The organism is Bacillus sp. FSL K6-0994 (assembly GCF_038630815.1).
GTDB classification, from domain to species: domain Bacteria; phylum Bacillota; class Bacilli; order Bacillales; family Bacillaceae; genus Bacillus; species Bacillus safensis.
Genome location: NZ_CP152043.1, coordinates 32,629 through 50,079 on the forward strand (window position 1 = coordinate 32,629; position 17,451 = coordinate 50,079).

Sequence of the window (17,451 nt, forward strand, 5' to 3'; positions counted from 1 at the left end):
TGACTTTGATTGGATAGGGTGGTAAATTAATATACGTCGCTGATGACGAAGAAACGAAAAAACATAATAACAAAAAAGTTGTTGACACTAACAACTTGGATGTGATAAGATGTTCTAGTCGCTTCTGAAGCGGTAAACAAGTTCTTTGAAAACTAAACAAGACAAAACGTACCTGTTAATTCGAGTTTTTATAAAAAAATCCTATGAAACTTCATAGGTAGTCAGTCAAACTGGCGAAAAGCAAAACTTCGGTTTTGTACTTTTTCGGAGAGTTTGATCCTGGCTCAGGACGAACGCTGGCGGCGTGCCTAATACATGCAAGTCGAGCGGACAGAAGGGAGCTTGCTCCCGGATGTTAGCGGCGGACGGGTGAGTAACACGTGGGTAACCTGCCTGTAAGACTGGGATAACTCCGGGAAACCGGAGCTAATACCGGATAGTTCCTTGAACCGCATGGTTCAAGGATGAAAGACGGTTTCGGCTGTCACTTACAGATGGACCCGCGGCGCATTAGCTAGTTGGTGGGGTAATGGCTCACCAAGGCGACGATGCGTAGCCGACCTGAGAGGGTGATCGGCCACACTGGGACTGAGACACGGCCCAGACTCCTACGGGAGGCAGCAGTAGGGAATCTTCCGCAATGGACGAAAGTCTGACGGAGCAACGCCGCGTGAGTGATGAAGGTTTTCGGATCGTAAAGCTCTGTTGTTAGGGAAGAACAAGTGCGAGAGTAACTGCTCGCACCTTGACGGTACCTAACCAGAAAGCCACGGCTAACTACGTGCCAGCAGCCGCGGTAATACGTAGGTGGCAAGCGTTGTCCGGAATTATTGGGCGTAAAGGGCTCGCAGGCGGTTTCTTAAGTCTGATGTGAAAGCCCCCGGCTCAACCGGGGAGGGTCATTGGAAACTGGGAAACTTGAGTGCAGAAGAGGAGAGTGGAATTCCACGTGTAGCGGTGAAATGCGTAGAGATGTGGAGGAACACCAGTGGCGAAGGCGACTCTCTGGTCTGTAACTGACGCTGAGGAGCGAAAGCGTGGGGAGCGAACAGGATTAGATACCCTGGTAGTCCACGCCGTAAACGATGAGTGCTAAGTGTTAGGGGGTTTCCGCCCCTTAGTGCTGCAGCTAACGCATTAAGCACTCCGCCTGGGGAGTACGGTCGCAAGACTGAAACTCAAAGGAATTGACGGGGGCCCGCACAAGCGGTGGAGCATGTGGTTTAATTCGAAGCAACGCGAAGAACCTTACCAGGTCTTGACATCCTCTGACAACCCTAGAGATAGGGCTTTCCCTTCGGGGACAGAGTGACAGGTGGTGCATGGTTGTCGTCAGCTCGTGTCGTGAGATGTTGGGTTAAGTCCCGCAACGAGCGCAACCCTTGATCTTAGTTGCCAGCATTCAGTTGGGCACTCTAAGGTGACTGCCGGTGACAAACCGGAGGAAGGTGGGGATGACGTCAAATCATCATGCCCCTTATGACCTGGGCTACACACGTGCTACAATGGACAGAACAAAGGGCTGCAAGACCGCAAGGTTTAGCCAATCCCATAAATCTGTTCTCAGTTCGGATCGCAGTCTGCAACTCGACTGCGTGAAGCTGGAATCGCTAGTAATCGCGGATCAGCATGCCGCGGTGAATACGTTCCCGGGCCTTGTACACACCGCCCGTCACACCACGAGAGTTTGCAACACCCGAAGTCGGTGAGGTAACCTTTATGGAGCCAGCCGCCGAAGGTGGGGCAGATGATTGGGGTGAAGTCGTAACAAGGTAGCCGTATCGGAAGGTGCGGCTGGATCACCTCCTTTCTAAGGATATATGGAGCAGCGTACGTTTTCGTCTTGTTTAGTTTTGAAGGAACTTGCAAAAGATCCTACAACATCATATCTTCGATATGAAAGATGGGCCTGTAGCTCAGCTGGTTAGAGCGCACGCCTGATAAGCGTGAGGTCGGTGGTTCGAGTCCACTCAGGCCCACCATCTTCTATTAAATCGGGGCCTTAGCTCAGCTGGGAGAGCGCCTGCCTTGCACGCAGGAGGTCAGCGGTTCGATCCCGCTAGGCTCCACCAACGTGTTCTTTGAAAACTAGATAACAATAAGTAATACATTCACATTGAATGCAATGCAAAGTTCATCACACATAGTGATTCTTTCTAAAGTAAGAAATGGTTAAGTTAGAAAGGGCGCACGGTGGATGCCTTGGCACTAGGAGCCGATGAAGGACGGGACGAACACCGATATGCTTCGGGGAGCTGTAAGCAAGCTTTGATCCGGAGATTTCCGAATGGGGAAACCCACTGCTCGTAATGGAGTAGTATCCATACTTGAATACATAGAGTATGAGAAGGCATACCCGGGGAACTGAAACATCTAAGTACCCGGAGGAAGAGAAAGCAAATGCGATTCCCTGAGTAGCGGCGAGCGAAACGGGAACAGCCCAAACCAAGAGGCTTGCCTCTTGGGGTTGTAGGACACTCTATACGGAGTTACAAAGGAATGATATAAGCGAAGAGGTCTGGAAAGGCCCGCCAAAGAAGGTAACAGCCCTGTAACTGAAATGTCGTTCTCTCCAGAGTGGATCCTGAGTACGGCGGAACACGTGAAATTCCGTCGGAATCCGGGAGGACCATCTCCCAAGGCTAAATACTCCCTAGTGACCGATAGTGAACCAGTACCGTGAGGGAAAGGTGAAAAGCACCCCGGAAGGGGAGTGAAATAGATCCTGAAACCGTGTGCCTACAAGTAGTCAGAGCCCGTTAACGGGTGATGGCGTGCCTTTTGTAGAATGAACCGGCGAGTTACGATCCCGTGCAAGGTTAAGCAGAAGATGCGGAGCCGCAGCGAAAGCGAGTCTGAATAGGGCGCATGAGTACGTGGTCGTAGACCCGAAACCAGGTGATCTACCCATGTCCAGGGTGAAGTTCAGGTAACACTGAATGGAGGCCCGAACCCACGCACGTTGAAAAGTGCGGGGATGAGGTGTGGGTAGGGGTGAAATGCCAATCGAACCTGGAGATAGCTGGTTCTCTCCGAAATAGCTTTAGGGCTAGCCTCAAGGTAAGAGTCTCGGAGGTAGAGCACTGATTGGACTAGGGGCCCCTACCGGGTTACCGAATTCAGTCAAACTCCGAATGCCGATGACTTATCCTTGGGAGTCAGACTGCGAGTGATAAGATCCGTAGTCGAAAGGGAAACAGCCCAGACCGCCAGCTAAGGTCCCAAAGTATACGTTAAGTGGAAAAGGATGTGGAGTTGCTTAGACAACCAGGATGTTGGCTTAGAAGCAGCCACCATTTAAAGAGTGCGTAATAGCTCACTGGTCGAGTGACTCTGCGCCGAAAATGTACCGGGGCTAAACGTATCACCGAAGCTGCGGACTGTTCTTACGAACAGTGGTAGGAGAGCGTTCTAAGGGCTGTGAAGCCAGACCGGAAGGACTGGTGGAGCGCTTAGAAGTGAGAATGCCGGTATGAGTAGCGAAAGACGGGTGAGAATCCCGTCCACCGAATGCCTAAGGTTTCCTGAGGAAGGCTCGTCCGCTCAGGGTTAGTCGGGACCTAAGCCGAGGCCGAAAGGCGTAGGCGATGGACAACAGGTTGATATTCCTGTACCACCTCCTCACCATTTGAGCAATGGGGGGACGCAGGAGGATAGGGTAAGCGCGGTATTGGATATCCGCGTCCAAGCAGTTAGGCTGGGAAATAGGCAAATCCGTTTCCCGTAAAGGCTGAGCTGTGATGGCGAGCGAAATTTAGTAGCGAAGTTCCTGATTCCACACTGCCAAGAAAAGCCTCTAGCGAGGTGAGAGGTGCCCGTACCGCAAACCGACACAGGTAGGCGAGGAGAGAATCCTAAGGTGATCGAGAGAACTCTCGTTAAGGAACTCGGCAAAATGACCCCGTAACTTCGGGAGAAGGGGTGCTTCTTAGGGTGTTAAAGCCCCGAGAAGCCGCAGTGAATAGGCCCAGGCGACTGTTTAGCAAAAACACAGGTCTCTGCGAAGCCGTAAGGCGAAGTATAGGGGCTGACGCCTGCCCGGTGCTGGAAGGTTAAGAGGAGCGCTTAGCGTAAGCGAAGGTGCGAATTGAAGCCCCAGTAAACGGCGGCCGTAACTATAACGGTCCTAAGGTAGCGAAATTCCTTGTCGGGTAAGTTCCGACCCGCACGAAAGGCGCAACGATCTGGGCACTGTCTCAACGAGAGACTCGGTGAAATTATAGTACCTGTGAAGATGCAGGTTACCCGCGACAGGACGGAAAGACCCCGTGGAGCTTTACTGCAGCCTGATATTGAATGTTGGTACAGCTTGTACAGGATAGGTAGGAGCCTTGGAAACCGGAGCGCTAGCTTCGGTGGAGGCATCGGTGGGATACTACCCTGGCTGTATTGACCTTCTAACCCGCTGCCCTTATCGGGCAGGGAGACAGTGTCAGGTGGGCAGTTTGACTGGGGCGGTCGCCTCCTAAAATGTAACGGAGGCGCCCAAAGGTTCCCTCAGAATGGTTGGAAATCATTCGCAGAGTGTAAAGGCACAAGGGAGCTTGACTGCGAGACCTACAAGTCGAGCAGGGACGAAAGTCGGGCTTAGTGATCCGGTGGTTCCGCATGGAAGGGCCATCGCTCAACGGATAAAAGCTACCCCGGGGATAACAGGCTTATCTCCCCCAAGAGTCCACATCGACGGGGAGGTTTGGCACCTCGATGTCGGCTCATCGCATCCTGGGGCTGTAGTCGGTCCCAAGGGTTGGGCTGTTCGCCCATTAAAGCGGTACGCGAGCTGGGTTCAGAACGTCGTGAGACAGTTCGGTCCCTATCCGTCGCGGGCGCAGGAAATTTGAGAGGAGCTGTCCTTAGTACGAGAGGACCGGGATGGACGCACCGCTGGTGTACCAGTTGTTCTGCCAAGGGCATCGCTGGGTAGCTATGTGCGGACGGGATAAGTGCTGAAAGCATCTAAGCATGAAGCCCCCCTCAAGATGAGATTTCCCATTCCGCAAGGAAGTAAGATCCCTGAAAGATGATCAGGTTGATAGGTCTGAGGTGGAAGCGTGGTGACACGTGGAGCTGACAGATACTAATAGATCGAGGACTTAACCTATATTCTAATGTGAAGCATGAACATTGTTATCTAGTTTTGAGAGAACATTCTCTCCATCAGGTTTGGTGGCGATAGCGAAGAGGTCACACCCGTTCCCATACCGAACACGGAAGTTAAGCTCTTCAGCGCCGATGGTAGTTGGGGGTTTCCCCCTGTGAGAGTAGGACGCCGCCAAGCTTCTATTAGGATCAGTTCCAGTCGGAACTGGTCTTTTTTGTTTTTTAAGAAAAGGAACAAACACTCGATCTGACATGGATACATATACTAAACTACCATCTAAAACATTCTTAATTTTGTATACAATTGAAAGCGCTAGGGCATACTGAAGCTATAAGTGGAGGTGTCACAATGAGCAAAAAAGAGCGAGAAGCGATTTGTTTGATTTGTGAAGAGAAAAAAACAAAGGGAATTTATTTATATCATCAGTTTTTGTGCCGAGAATGTGAGAGAAAGTTAATTTCTACATCGACCTCGGATCCTAGCTATGCCGATTATGTTAGAAAGCTTAAAAATCTTCATACGCCGCCTTTGTATTCATAGACCATTAGATGGTCTTTTTTTATGAGCTATGGAGGATTATTGGGCCTGTTTTTTGGAACTTAGTTTGGACATCATACGTAATTAATAATAAGATAAACAGAGAGCCTGATTATTCATAGGAGTCGATGAACATGAAATCAATCTTTTATACATTTATATGGGCCATCCTCTCTACTTTTTTTTCGCTTGTGATTTTAACCGTCAGTATTGGGGTTTTCCATCATCATGTTGGACTATCGATACTGTATGCGATGATGGGGTGGGGCGTAATGTTTGCAGGGAGCAGATGGGTTGCTTTCCAGTTGTTTTTAAAGAAACACGGACTGTCTCGTAGTGATTATGTATATATCAAACGGCATTTAAAAGAAGCAGGACAAAAGCTCGTACGTTTAAAGAAGGCTTTATTTGCTGTGAAGAACGTACAGACGATCAAACATAATTATGAAATTCTCCGACTTGCACGACGAATCTATACGATTATAAAAAAAGAGCCGACCCGATTTTATGATGCACAGCGTTTTTATTTCGAAAGCTTGGATTCTGTCGTTGAACTAACTGAAAAATATGCATTATTGTATAACCAGCCTGATCGCGGTCATGAGCTGGAAATGACACTGAGCCAAACTCGGGTGACGCTGACAGAACTGCAAAAGCAATTGACGAATGATTTGCAGCAAGTATTAGGAAGAGACATAGAAGCCCTTCATATTGAGCTTGAAGTGGCAGATAAAATGATAAAGAAATAATGAAAGGAGTCAAACGTAATGAAACCAGAAGATCACATCCCAACATCATCTGCTGCCACTACAGATCTTCAGTTTCAAGTGTTTGATACCTTATCTGATGAGGAGAAACAAGAAGCCTTGCAGCGTGCTGAGCAAATCCCTGACAATCCGCAAAAGCTGCTTTTCTATGGTACACGTGTTCAGGAACGATTATTGGAACAATCACAACAAATGATGAAATATGTTGAGAAAAAAGATATCGATCAAATAGGAGACGCGCTTGAGGCCTTTTTGCACCAGCTGCATGTAGTAGAACCGGAGGACTTACTGCCAAAGAAGCAGGGCTTTTTTTCGAAGTTATTTCGGCGGGAGAAGCGTTCTACTCAGGAAATCATATCGCGTTTTCAACATGCAAAATCACAGATCGAGAGATTATCAGCAAGGCTTCGTTACGCAAAAGGCGGATTAATTTCCGATCACATGTTATTAGAGCGTTTATTTGAAGAAAATCAAACCTTTTTCCAAGAGATGACGCTGCAGGTTGCAGCAGTTGAAGCGAAAATAACAACTTTAGAGAAGCAGATCATATCAGAAACGGAGCAGACTGGTAATCGGACTATAGAGGAGCAATTGATGAGTCAGGAAGTCAATGCAGAAGAATATATGGAGAGGTTGAAAGAACGGAAATATGATTTGCTGCTAAGCCGGCAAATTGCGTTGCAATGTAATGCCCAAATTCGAATGATCCAGCATACGAATCATACATTGGCCAATCACATTCAATCAACTGTTTCTGCATCTATTCCTCTATGGATCAACCAAATGTCGATTGCGTTAACGCATATTCAGCAGCGTGCCAATTCAGCTCTTGAGAATCGAATCAAAAAAACATATGAAAAGGTATCAAAGCAGCAGGGGGAGCTTCTTGAAGATGCAGCTTTTGCACCTATAGATACGTTGAAAAAGGTTCAACGCCAATTAGCTGAAACCTTACAGGAAACGTTACAGGTGAAAGAGCATGGAAGCCAAGAGCGAGCCCAATTGAAAAACAGCATGTATGAGGCAGAACAGCAGATGACGAATCACCAGCCAATTAAGGAATGAGAATCCATCTTTCGGTTCCCTTGTATGAACGTTATAATAGACATAAGATACCGTTAAAGTGAAAAGGGTCGATTTGTTTGAAAACACCTTTATATACAGCATTAGCACAACATGCGGAAAAGAAACCTTATTCTTTCCACGTTCCAGGACATCACAATGGAGATGTCTTTTTTGATGAGGCACGGACTTATTATGACTCAATTCTTCAGCTGGATGTAACAGAGCTTGAAGGGTTAGATGATCTCCATCATCCAACTGGTGTTATTCAAGAGGCTGAACATTTATTGGCAAAGCTATATGGATCAGATCAAAGCTTTTTCCTTGTGAATGGGACAACTGTCGGAAATTTAGCGATGGTGATGGCAGCCTGTCGTGCGGGAGATGAGATTTTCGTCCAGCGAAATTGTCATAAGTCTGTTTACCATGCGATTGAGCTTGCAGGAGCCACGCCTATTATGGTAGAAGCTGAGGTAGATCCACACCTGCATGTACCAACACATGTGACGGATGAAACAGTCAAAAAAGCCATATCCAAACACCCTAATTGCCGGGCGATCGTTTTGACTTATCCGAACTACTACGGACATGCAGCTGATTTATCAAAGCTAATTGACATGTGCCACGAAGCAGGCATGATCGTTTTGGTTGATGAGGCACATGGTGCACATTTTGTATTAGGCGGCGCTTTTCCCCCATCTGCTCTTTCCTATGGAGCTGACGTGGTGGTACAATCAGCACATAAAACCCTTCCGGCCATGACGATGGGATCCTACCTTCATCTACAGGGGGAGCGAATGGATGCAAAACGTTTGAAAACATTCCTCACGATGCTTCAAAGCAGTTCTCCATCCTATCCAATTATGGCCTCATTAGATGTGGCAAGAGCTTATGTCGAGGAGATCAAGAAAAAAGGGATCTTGGATGGAATCATGAAAGGGCTGGCAGAGCTGAAAAATGAGTTCAACCGTATACCTCAGCTTGAAGTGGTCGAGTCTGAATTGCTTTCTAACGATCCATTAAAATGTGTGATTCGATCAACAAAAGGGCTGACTGGTTATGAACTAAAACGAGTTTTTGAATCAGTGGAGGTTCACCCAGAGCTTGCGGACGAACATCAGGTTTTACTTGTCTTTGGTTTTGAACAGAAGAAGGATATACCTTTTAAACGAATAGAGCAGGTTCTTAATCAAAGCAATTCATTGCTCAAAGGAAAAGATCATTTCCAAAGAGAGGCGCTGGCTGATGACAACGAGGAGCATAGACAGGATATAGAAGCCGTCCCATTTGAACATGCAGCAGGACGGGTTAGTGCAGAATCGGTTATTCCATATCCACCGGGTATTCCTTTGATCGTTAAGGGAGAGCGTATTGAAATCGATCAGATTGCGGCTTTAAGCCGTTTGCTTGGACATCAGGTTCATGTTCAAGCCAGTCAGGTGATTCATCAGAGAAAATTATATGTTTATATAGAAGAGGAGACACTATGAGCGGTATGTTTATTACGTTTGAAGGGCCAGAGGGTGCTGGAAAAACGACAGTGATTCGAAAAGTGTATGAAGAAATGGAACGCCAAGGATATGCAGTGATGGCGACACGTGAGCCTGGCGGCATTGACATTGCAGAGCAGATTCGTGAAGTCATTTTAAATGAAAAAAACACAAAAATGGATGCGAAAACAGAAGCTTTGCTGTATGCAGCCGCAAGAAGGCAGCATTTGGCTGAGAAGGTAGAACCGGCATTACAGCGCGGGCAGACGGTTTTATGTGATCGTTTTGTTGATAGCTCCCTTGCTTATCAAGGCTATGCGAGAGGGCTTGGGATTGAAGAAGTAAAGTCAATTAACGACTTTGCTATCAATGGCACGATGCCGCAAATGACCATTTATTTTTCAATTACACCTGAGGAAGGGCTAAAGCGAATTGATGCCAACCAGGGAAGAGAAAAGAATCGATTAGACATGGAGACGCTAAATTTCCACCAGCTTGTCAGAGAAGGCTATGAACTGCTTATTGCACAATCGCCAGAACGATTCCGTGTAGTGGATGCGTCTCAGCCGATGCAGGCTGTCTATAAAGAAGTCCTTCAATTGATTCAGGACACATTAAAGCAAAATCAAATATGACCTAATTCCCAATCGTTGTTATAATATAGAGGAAGACATCGGCATGTCATCTGTGCCTAAAATAAAGGAGGCCAATCAAATGAAATTAATTGTTGCCGTTGTACAGGACCAAGATAGCAGCAAGTTGTTGAAAATATTGACTGAACATCATTTCGGCGTGACAAAATTAGCTTCAACTGGTGGGTTTTTAAAGTCTGGGAATACGACTTTTATTATTGGTTGTGATGATGTCCGAGTGGATAAAGCATTACAGCTTATAAAAGAAAATTGCCGTAAACGTGATCAAATGATCGCGCCTGTCTCCCCAATGGGCGGAAATGCAGATTCATACGTACCATACCCTGTTGAGGTTGAAGTTGGCGGAGCTACTGTCTTTATTCTGCCAGTTGAACAATTTCATCAATTTTAAGGATGGGTTGCTGTGAAAATTAATCAAGATATGCGGCTGCGTTTAGAAAAGCGTGAACTTCAAGCGATGAAAGGAAGCCAGACATCTGCCTCCTTTAAAGCTTCGATGGAGACGCAAAGCGGCAAACTGCGCTTAGAACAGCTGACGGTCATGCTGAGTGATATCGAAGTGTTCGGAAAAAAGCTCGCAAAGTCACGAAACCTAAAGGATTTGGCTAGGTTTAAAGGACTGGTGAAGCGCTTTGTGAAAGAGACAGTCGATAATGGATTAAATATAGAAACTTCAAGGAGCTTTGACATTTATGGCAATACACGTACACTTGCTTTAGTCAAAGCCTTAGATGAAAAGCTGATTGAATTAACCGAGGAAATGATGGATCAAGAAAAACCATCTATTGATTTGCTTGAACGTATTGGAGAAATAAAAGGTTTATTGATTAACCTTTACACATAGAGAGTGATAACATGGCAATTAGCTGGGATGACATGAATGATTTGCAGCCGCGCGTCATGCGGCTGATTTTTAATAGTATTGATAAAGACCGACTTGCGCACGCCTACTTATTTGAAGGAAAAAAAGGAACCGGAAAACTGGATGCAGCGATGCTTTTGGCTAAAAGCTTTTTTTGCTTGGAATCAGGAGTGAAACCATGTGAATCCTGTCAAAACTGCAAAAGGATTGCATCAGGAAACCATCCCGATTTACATCTTGTGCAGCCTGATGGCCAATCAATTAAGAAGGCGCAAGTGCAGGCACTGCAAGAGGAATTTACAAAAGCCGGTGTAGAATCTCACCGGAAAATGTATATTATTCTTCATGCGGACAAAATGACGGTCAATGCCGCGAACAGTTTATTGAAGTTCCTAGAGGAGCCTAATCGGGAAACGATGGCGGTTTTAATCACTGAGCAATCGCATAAAATGCTGGATACGATTATTTCAAGATGTCAGATGCTCAGCTTTCAGCCGCTGCAGCCACAATCCTTGGAGCAGCAGCTTTTACAAGAAGGCGTATCTCAGCATCTCGCAAGGCTTTTGTCGAATTTAACCAATAATTTAGCAGAAGCACTCGAATTAAGTCGAAATGATCAGTTTGCAGAGTCTAGAGCGAAAGTGATAAAATTGTATGAAGTCTTACACCAGCGAAAAGAACATGCATTTTTTTATATACAGGATCAATGGATGCCTTTTTTCAAAGAGAAAGACCTTCAAGAAACAGGTCTGGATATGCTTTTATTTATATATCGTGATGTATTGTCGATTCAAATAGGAAATGAAGATAAAGTCATTTATCAAGACTTATTCCAGACAATGAAGCAGCATGCGCTGCATTCCACACAGCAGATGGTGACCAGCCAGATCCTTGCTGTATTAGAAGCGAAAAAGAGACTTCAATCCAACGTGAATGCCCAAGGGCTGATGGAGCAATTGGTGTTGATGTTGCAGGAGGGATAAGCTTGTACAACGTAATTGGTGTTCGCTTTAAAAAAGCGGGCAAAATCTATTATTTCGATCCTAATGGATTTCATATAGAAAATGATAGTTGTGTCATTGTAGAAACGGTCAGAGGGGTTGAGTACGGACAAGTGGTCATCGCCAACAAAAAAGTAGATGAACACGATGTGGTTCTCCCTCTGCGTAAAGTCATTCGTGTAGCAGACGAACGAGACCGGCTCATCGTTGAGGAAAACAAAGAAGCAGCGATGACAGCCTTTGATACATGTCTTCAGAAGGTAAGTGAACATGGGCTGGAAATGAAATTGGTCGATGTTGAATTTACATTTGACCGAAACAAGGTCATCTTCTACTTCACAGCAGATGGCAGAGTTGATTTCCGTGAGCTAGTGAAGGATCTTGCATCAATTTTCAAAACGAGAATTGAACTTCGCCAGATTGGCGTAAGAGACGAGGCAAAAATGCTTGGCGGCATTGGTCCTTGCGGGCGAATGCTTTGCTGTTCGACATTCTTAGGAGACTTTGAACCAGTGTCGATTAAGATGGCAAAGGATCAAAACCTGTCGTTAAATCCGACAAAAATTTCCGGACTATGCGGCCGTTTGATGTGCTGCTTGAAATATGAGAATGATGAGTATGAAACAGCGAAGGAACAATTACCGGATATCGGCGAAACGATTCAAACGTCTAATGGCTCTGCCAAGGTAGTAGGGCTCAATATTTTAGAACGAATTTTGCAAGTTGAATTAACCGGGCAAGAAAAAGTGATAGAATATACATGGGAAGAATTATTACAAGAAGGCGTTGTATCTGCACAAACAACTGAGTAACGAGGTGTGCCACCTTGGATAAAAAGGAACTATTTGATACGGTGATTAATTTAGAAGAACAAATCGGTTCTCTTTATCGCCAGTTAGGTGATTTGAAAAATCATATCGGTGAAGTGATTGAAGAAAATCATCAGCTGCAGATGGAGAATCAGCACTTGCGTGAACGTCTGGATCAGTCCGATCGAGACAAATCGTCTGAGGCAGAGAATGATTCTGCCCAGAAGCCAAGTCATTCTGATATAGGAGAAGGTCATGATAACCTGGCCCGGTTATATCAGGAGGGCTTCCATATTTGTAATGTACATTATGGAAGCATTCGTAAAGAGGGAGACTGTTTGTTCTGTCTGTCATTTTTAAATAAAAAATGAGAAAAGGCTTCCGCTGAATCGGGAGCCTTTTTCACAGGAAAAGAAAGGATACATCATGGTTTCGTTAAGAGAAGATGAACGTTTAGATTACCTGCTCGCCGAAGATATGAAGATTATACAAAGTAAAACTGTGTTTGCCTTTTCATTGGACGCGGTGTTATTAGCTAAATTTGCGTATGTGCCAATCCAAAAAGGAGAGATCATTGATCTTTGTACCGGAAATGGCATCGTGCCATTGCTGCTTTCGACTCGTTCTAAGGCCTCGATTACGGGTGTTGAAATTCAAGAACGGCTGTTTGATATGGCAAAAAGAAGTGTGGAGTATAATCAACTTGCGCACCAGATTGAATTGATTCATGGTGATTTGAATGATATGCCGGAACGCTACGGCAACCATAAAGTTGATGTGATTACATGTAACCCGCCATATTTTAAAACACCTTCTAAGGATGAAATCAATGAAAATGAATATTTGGCGATTGCACGGCACGAAATTCATTGTACATTAGAAGATGTTGTTCGTGTTTCTTCCACGCTGCTAAAGCAAGGGGGAAAACTGGCGATGGTTCATCGACCAGGACGGCTGCTTGAGATAGTGGAATTAATGAAGAAATACCGAATTGAGCCAAAACGAATTCAATTTGTTTATCCCAAACAAGGGAAAGAAGCCAATACCATCTTGGTAGAGGGCATAAAAGATGGAAAACCAGATCTGAAAATTCTCCCGCCTCTTTTTGTTTATGGGGAAGATCAGGAGTATACAGATGAAATCAGGACGATACTGTATGGAGAAGCATAATCATTACTTCTATGTATTAAAATGTGCAGATGGCAGCCTGTATGCGGGTTATACAAATGATTTACAAAAGAGATTGATGACCCACAATAGTGGAAAGGGAGCAAAGTATACAAGAGCGAGACGGCCGGTTGAGCTTTTTTATCATGAATGTTTTGCAACCAAAAGAGAAGCCATGCAGCAAGAATATCGTTTCAAAACGTGGACGCGGAAAAAGAAAGACATTTATATAGAAGAAATGCGAATAGAAAAGGAGGCGGCACATGAAAAAGACACAGAAAAGCTTTGATGGTCAATCTGGTATGGGGATTCTTTATCTTGTCCCAACCCCGATCGGAAATCTAGAAGATATGACGTTCCGAGCGATACAAACATTAAAAGATGTAGACTATATTGCCGCAGAAGATACAAGGCAAACGAAAAAGCTTTGTCATGTATACGAAATTGATACACCCTTAACCAGCTATCATGAGCATAACAAAGACAGCAGCGGCCACAAGTTAATCGAATGGCTAAAAGAAGGGAAAAATATCGCACTCGTGAGTGATGCCGGTTTACCGACGATTTCAGATCCAGGGGCCGAAGTGGTTCGAGATTTTACTAGCATTGGGGGCTATGTCATTCCGTTACCTGGCGCTAATGCTGCACTAACGGCACTCATTGCATCAGGAATCGCGCCTCAGCCATTTTTCTTTTACGGTTTTCTCGACCGTCAAAAAAAAGAAAAGAAAAAGCAGCTTGAAGCCTTGAAGAAACGTCAAGAAACGATCATTTTCTATGAAGCACCCCATCGATTAAAAGAAACGCTGACTTTGATGAAGGAAGTGTGGGGGAATCGGAACATCGCAATTACGAGAGAACTGACGAAAAAATTCGAAGAGTTTATTCGTGGAGATTTAGAGTCTGTGCTGACATGGGCTGCGGAGAATCAAATCCGAGGTGAATTCTGTCTTGTGGTACAAGGAAATGATCAAGCTGAAGAAGAGCTGAATGAAGAAGCTTGGTGGACGTCCTTATCTGAAAAAGAACATGTGATCCATTACATAGAGGAAGGATTAACGTCGAAGGAAGCCATTAAACGTACAGCTGTCGAACGTGGTGTGCCAAAGCGCACGATATACGATGCCTATCATATTGAACAATAAAGAAAGGTTCTTGCAAACGGTGCAAGAACCTTTTTTATATGAACCTTATTTTTGTGATTGAAGTTGGTTTTGGATTTCGTTAATGATTTGCTCTGCACCTTCACGGCTAAGAACTAATTTACCATTAGCAAGCTTAAGGTTATCGTCTGATACTTCACCTGTTACTTGGCAAGTCATGTTTGGTTTATATTTTTTTAGGATAATTTTTTCATCATCAACATAAATTTCCAAAGCGTCTTTTTCAGCGATTCCTAGCGTACGGCGAAGTTCGATTGGAATCACCACGCGTCCTAATTCGTCAACTTTACGTACAATACCTGTAGATTTCATCTTCATTCTCCTCCCAAAAAGAACTTATTCTTAATATAATATTATCTTCGTCATTATTCGACAAATTCCTTACATTCCTAGCATAACAAGGTTTCCATAAATCGTCAATCATTTTGTTTACTATTGTTTGTAAAATATGACTCTTAAAGTCAAAAGACCTTGAAACTACTGGTGTATAAGGATTTTGTAGGCTTTTTCTATGAAAATATAAGAAATGACGAGATCAGATTAACAAGACTTTTGCCCTAATTTAGCCAATTGTAAATCTGGAAATAGATTTCATACGACAATATTCGACAAAATGTCGACGGGTTTGTCGTTTTTTTCGAAAAACTCATCTTTTTCGATCATTTCATCTTGTTCTATGTATATATGCTTGATCTTAAAGGCTAAGATGGTATCATAGAGAAAGTACAAGCGCAACAAATAATTAAGAAATGCACATTTTAATGATTTCATAACCGCTCTCGTCCATTGGGCGGGAGTTTTTGACATTTACACACACGCAGGAGGTTCCGACATGCCAGAAAAGAAAAAAACGTTTTATCTGACAACACCTATTTACTATCCGAGCGGAAAATTACATATTGGACATGCTTATACGACAGTAGCAGGAGATGCTATGGCTCGTTATAAACGTCTTCAAGGCTATGATGTGATGTATTTAACAGGTACAGATGAGCACGGACAAAAAATTCAGCAAAAAGCTGAAGAACAAAATATCACACCGATCGAGTATTTAGATCCAGTCGTTAAAGACATTCAATCATTATGGAAGAAACTCGACATTTCTAATGATGACTTCATCCGTACAACGGAAAAAAGACATACGAAAATCATTGAGCAAGTCTTTCAAAAATTGCTTGATCAAGGCGATATTTATTTAGATCAATATGAGGGCTGGTACAGTATTCCTGATGAGACATTCTATACGGAAACACAGCTTGTTGATGTTGAGCGTAATGAGAAAGGGGAAGTCATTGGCGGGAAAAGCCCTGACAGCGGCCACCCTGTTGAATTAATTAAAGAGGAATCATATTTCTTCCGCATGAGTAAGTATGCGGACCGTTTGCTCGATTATTACGAAAAAAATCCATCGTTTATTCAGCCTGAATCAAGAAAGAATGAAATGATTAATAACTTCATTAAACCAGGTTTAGAGGATTTAGCAGTATCAAGAACAACCTTTGATTGGGGAATTAAAGTTCCTAACAATCCAAAACACGTCATTTATGTATGGATTGATGCGTTATTCAACTATTTAACTGCGCTTGGCTATGGAACAGATCAAGATGAAAAATATAAAAAATATTGGCCTGCCAACGTACATCTCGTAGGAAAAGAAATTGTACGCTTCCATACGATTTATTGGCCGATTATGCTGATGGCATTAGATCTGCCTCTGCCGAAACAAATTTTCGCACACGGCTGGCTGCTCATGAAAGATGGCAAAATGTCTAAATCAAAAGGGAATGTGGTAGATCCGGTCACATTAATTGATCGCTATGGCCTCGATGCCCTTCGTTATTATCTGCTTCGCGAAGTACCATTTGGTGCGGATGGTGTGTTTACACCAGAAGGATTCGTGGAACGTGTAAACTATGACCTTGCCAATGATTTAGGTAACTTGCTTAATCGTACAGTTGCGATGGTGCAAAAATATTTTGACGGCACTTTAAGCAGCTATAAGGGTCCTGTTAATGAGTTTGATGAGGAGCTGAAAGCAGTAGCTGAGCAAACAGTCAAAGCCTATGAAGAAGCGATGGAAAATCTTGAATTCTCTGTGGCTCTTTCAAATGTTTGGACATTAATCAGCAGAACCAATAAATATATTGATCAAACAGCTCCATGGGTGCTGGCAAAGGATGAAACAAAACGAAAAGAACTGCATTCTGTTATGTATCATTTAGCAGCATCACTTCGAATCACTGCAGTACTCTTAACGCCGTTCCTAACGAAAACACCTGAGAAAATCTTCTTCCAGCTTGGAATTGAAGAAGAGAAGCTCAAAAGCTGGGATAGTATCCTATCATTTGGTGCGATTCAACAAGCGACGGTACAAAAAGGAGAGCCTTTGTTCCCGCGTTTAGAGGTTGAAGAAGAAGTAGCCTACATTAAAGAAAAAATGCAGGGAAGTGCACCTAAGGTAGAAGAAGAGAAAGTGGAAATCGAAGAAACGGAATTACCTGAGCTGGGAGCAGAAATTGCATTTGATGATTTCTCAAAAGTTGATCTTCGAGTTGCACAGGTATTGGAAGCAGCTCCAGTTAAAAAAGCGGATCGTCTCTTAAAGCTTCAGCTTGATTTTGGATTTGAAAAAAGACAAATAGTCTCTGGGATTGCCAAGCACTATCAACCAGAGGAATTAGTAGGGAAGAAGCTTGTTTGCGTAGCGAATCTTACACCAGTTAAACTCCGAGGGGAAATTTCCCAGGGAATGATTTTAACAGGAGAAACTGGCGGGAAATTGCAGGTTCTTGAAGTAGATCAATCTCTAGCAAATGGAACAAAAATTTTATAAATTAAC

Annotated in this window: 15 protein-coding genes, 2 tRNA genes and 3 rRNA genes; 19 read left to right on the plus strand and 1 reads right to left on the minus strand. The window is 44.1% G+C overall.

All coding sequences use genetic code 11. The annotated features are described in order from the left end of the window. Positions 1-261 precede the first annotated feature (261 nt). The 18 genes from MHB69_RS00165 to rsmI all read left to right on the plus strand — a co-directional run bounded on the left by MHB69_RS00165 (position 262) and on the right by rsmI (position 14,594). A 16S ribosomal RNA gene (locus tag MHB69_RS00165) occupies positions 262-1,810 on the plus strand. A 95-nt stretch (positions 1,811-1,905) separates the two neighbouring features. Next, a tRNA-Ile gene (locus MHB69_RS00170) sits at positions 1,906-1,982 on the plus strand. 14 nt (positions 1,983-1,996) lie between these two features. Then, a tRNA-Ala gene (locus MHB69_RS00175) sits at positions 1,997-2,072 on the plus strand. 98 nt (positions 2,073-2,170) lie between these two features. Beyond that, positions 2,171-5,101, plus strand: a 23S ribosomal RNA gene (locus tag MHB69_RS00180). 61 nt (positions 5,102-5,162) lie between these two features. Then, positions 5,163-5,278, plus strand: a 5S ribosomal RNA gene (gene rrf / locus MHB69_RS00185). Together the 16S, 23S and 5S rRNA genes with 2 tRNA genes alongside form the textbook arrangement of a ribosomal RNA operon. Before the next feature lie 171 nt (positions 5,279-5,449). Next, positions 5,450-5,641 carry a sigma factor G inhibitor Gin gene (locus MHB69_RS00190; RefSeq protein WP_024425620.1) on the plus strand — a complete coding sequence of 64 codons (192 nt, stop codon included), beginning with the start codon at positions 5,450-5,452 and terminating at the stop codon, positions 5,639-5,641. A 131-nt stretch (positions 5,642-5,772) separates the two neighbouring features. Continuing rightward, positions 5,773-6,387 (plus strand): 5-bromo-4-chloroindolyl phosphate hydrolysis family protein, encoded by a 615-nt coding sequence (locus tag MHB69_RS00195; RefSeq protein ID WP_342495882.1) that lies wholly within the window; start codon positions 5,773-5,775, stop codon positions 6,385-6,387. A gap of 18 nt (positions 6,388-6,405) precedes the next feature. Further along, positions 6,406-7,470, plus strand: coding sequence for a toxic anion resistance protein (locus MHB69_RS00200; protein ID WP_034284132.1), 1,065 nt, complete (start codon positions 6,406-6,408; stop codon positions 7,468-7,470). Between the two features lie 77 nt (positions 7,471-7,547). After that, on the plus strand, positions 7,548-8,957 hold the full coding sequence (locus MHB69_RS00205; protein WP_034284133.1) for an aminotransferase class I/II-fold pyridoxal phosphate-dependent enzyme: 1,410 nt from the start codon (positions 7,548-7,550) through the stop codon (positions 8,955-8,957). Next, positions 8,954-9,592 (plus strand): dTMP kinase, encoded by a 639-nt coding sequence (gene tmk / locus MHB69_RS00210; RefSeq protein WP_034284135.1) that lies wholly within the window; start codon positions 8,954-8,956, stop codon positions 9,590-9,592. The genes MHB69_RS00205 and tmk overlap by 4 nt, the downstream gene beginning before the upstream one ends. 79 nt (positions 9,593-9,671) lie before the next feature. Further along, positions 9,672-10,001 (plus strand): cyclic-di-AMP receptor, encoded by a 330-nt coding sequence (locus tag MHB69_RS00215; protein ID WP_024425625.1) that lies wholly within the window; start codon positions 9,672-9,674, stop codon positions 9,999-10,001. A gap of 12 nt (positions 10,002-10,013) precedes the next feature. After that, complete coding sequence (locus MHB69_RS00220) at positions 10,014-10,454, plus strand: YaaR family protein (protein WP_024425626.1); 441 nt, start codon at positions 10,014-10,016, stop codon at positions 10,452-10,454. An 11-nt stretch (positions 10,455-10,465) separates the two neighbouring features. Further along, on the plus strand, positions 10,466-11,455 hold the full coding sequence (gene holB / locus MHB69_RS00225; protein WP_024425627.1) for a DNA polymerase III subunit delta': 990 nt from the start codon (positions 10,466-10,468) through the stop codon (positions 11,453-11,455). Between the two features lie 2 nt (positions 11,456-11,457). After that, positions 11,458-12,285 (plus strand): stage 0 sporulation family protein, encoded by an 828-nt coding sequence (locus MHB69_RS00230; RefSeq protein ID WP_024425628.1) that lies wholly within the window; start codon positions 11,458-11,460, stop codon positions 12,283-12,285. A gap of 14 nt (positions 12,286-12,299) precedes the next feature. After that, entirely contained in the window at positions 12,300-12,653 is a 354-nt protein-coding gene (gene yabA, locus MHB69_RS00235; RefSeq protein WP_024425629.1) for a DNA replication initiation control protein YabA, read from the plus strand. A gap of 55 nt (positions 12,654-12,708) precedes the next feature. After that, on the plus strand, positions 12,709-13,452 hold the full coding sequence (locus tag MHB69_RS00240; protein ID WP_034284137.1) for a tRNA1(Val) (adenine(37)-N6)-methyltransferase: 744 nt from the start codon (positions 12,709-12,711) through the stop codon (positions 13,450-13,452). Further along, complete coding sequence (locus MHB69_RS00245) at positions 13,439-13,738, plus strand: GIY-YIG nuclease family protein (RefSeq protein WP_034284140.1); 300 nt, start codon at positions 13,439-13,441, stop codon at positions 13,736-13,738. The genes MHB69_RS00240 and MHB69_RS00245 overlap by 14 nt, the downstream gene beginning before the upstream one ends. After that, a complete protein-coding gene (rsmI, locus tag MHB69_RS00250; protein WP_034284141.1) occupies positions 13,713-14,594 on the plus strand; it encodes a 16S rRNA (cytidine(1402)-2'-O)-methyltransferase in 882 nt (293 codons plus the stop codon). Before MHB69_RS00245 ends, rsmI begins: the two co-directional genes overlap by 26 nt. Positions 14,595-14,639: 45 nt before the next feature. Here the strand turns inward: rsmI and MHB69_RS00255 are convergent, their stop codons facing one another. Beyond that, a complete protein-coding gene (locus tag MHB69_RS00255) occupies positions 14,640-14,930 on the minus strand; it encodes an AbrB/MazE/SpoVT family DNA-binding domain-containing protein (protein WP_087975202.1) in 291 nt (96 codons plus the stop codon). A 514-nt stretch (positions 14,931-15,444) separates the two neighbouring features. Here MHB69_RS00255 and metG point away from each other — a divergent pair. Continuing rightward, complete coding sequence (metG, locus tag MHB69_RS00260) at positions 15,445-17,445, plus strand: methionine--tRNA ligase (RefSeq protein WP_342495883.1); 2,001 nt, start codon at positions 15,445-15,447, stop codon at positions 17,443-17,445. Positions 17,446-17,451 lie beyond the last annotated feature (6 nt).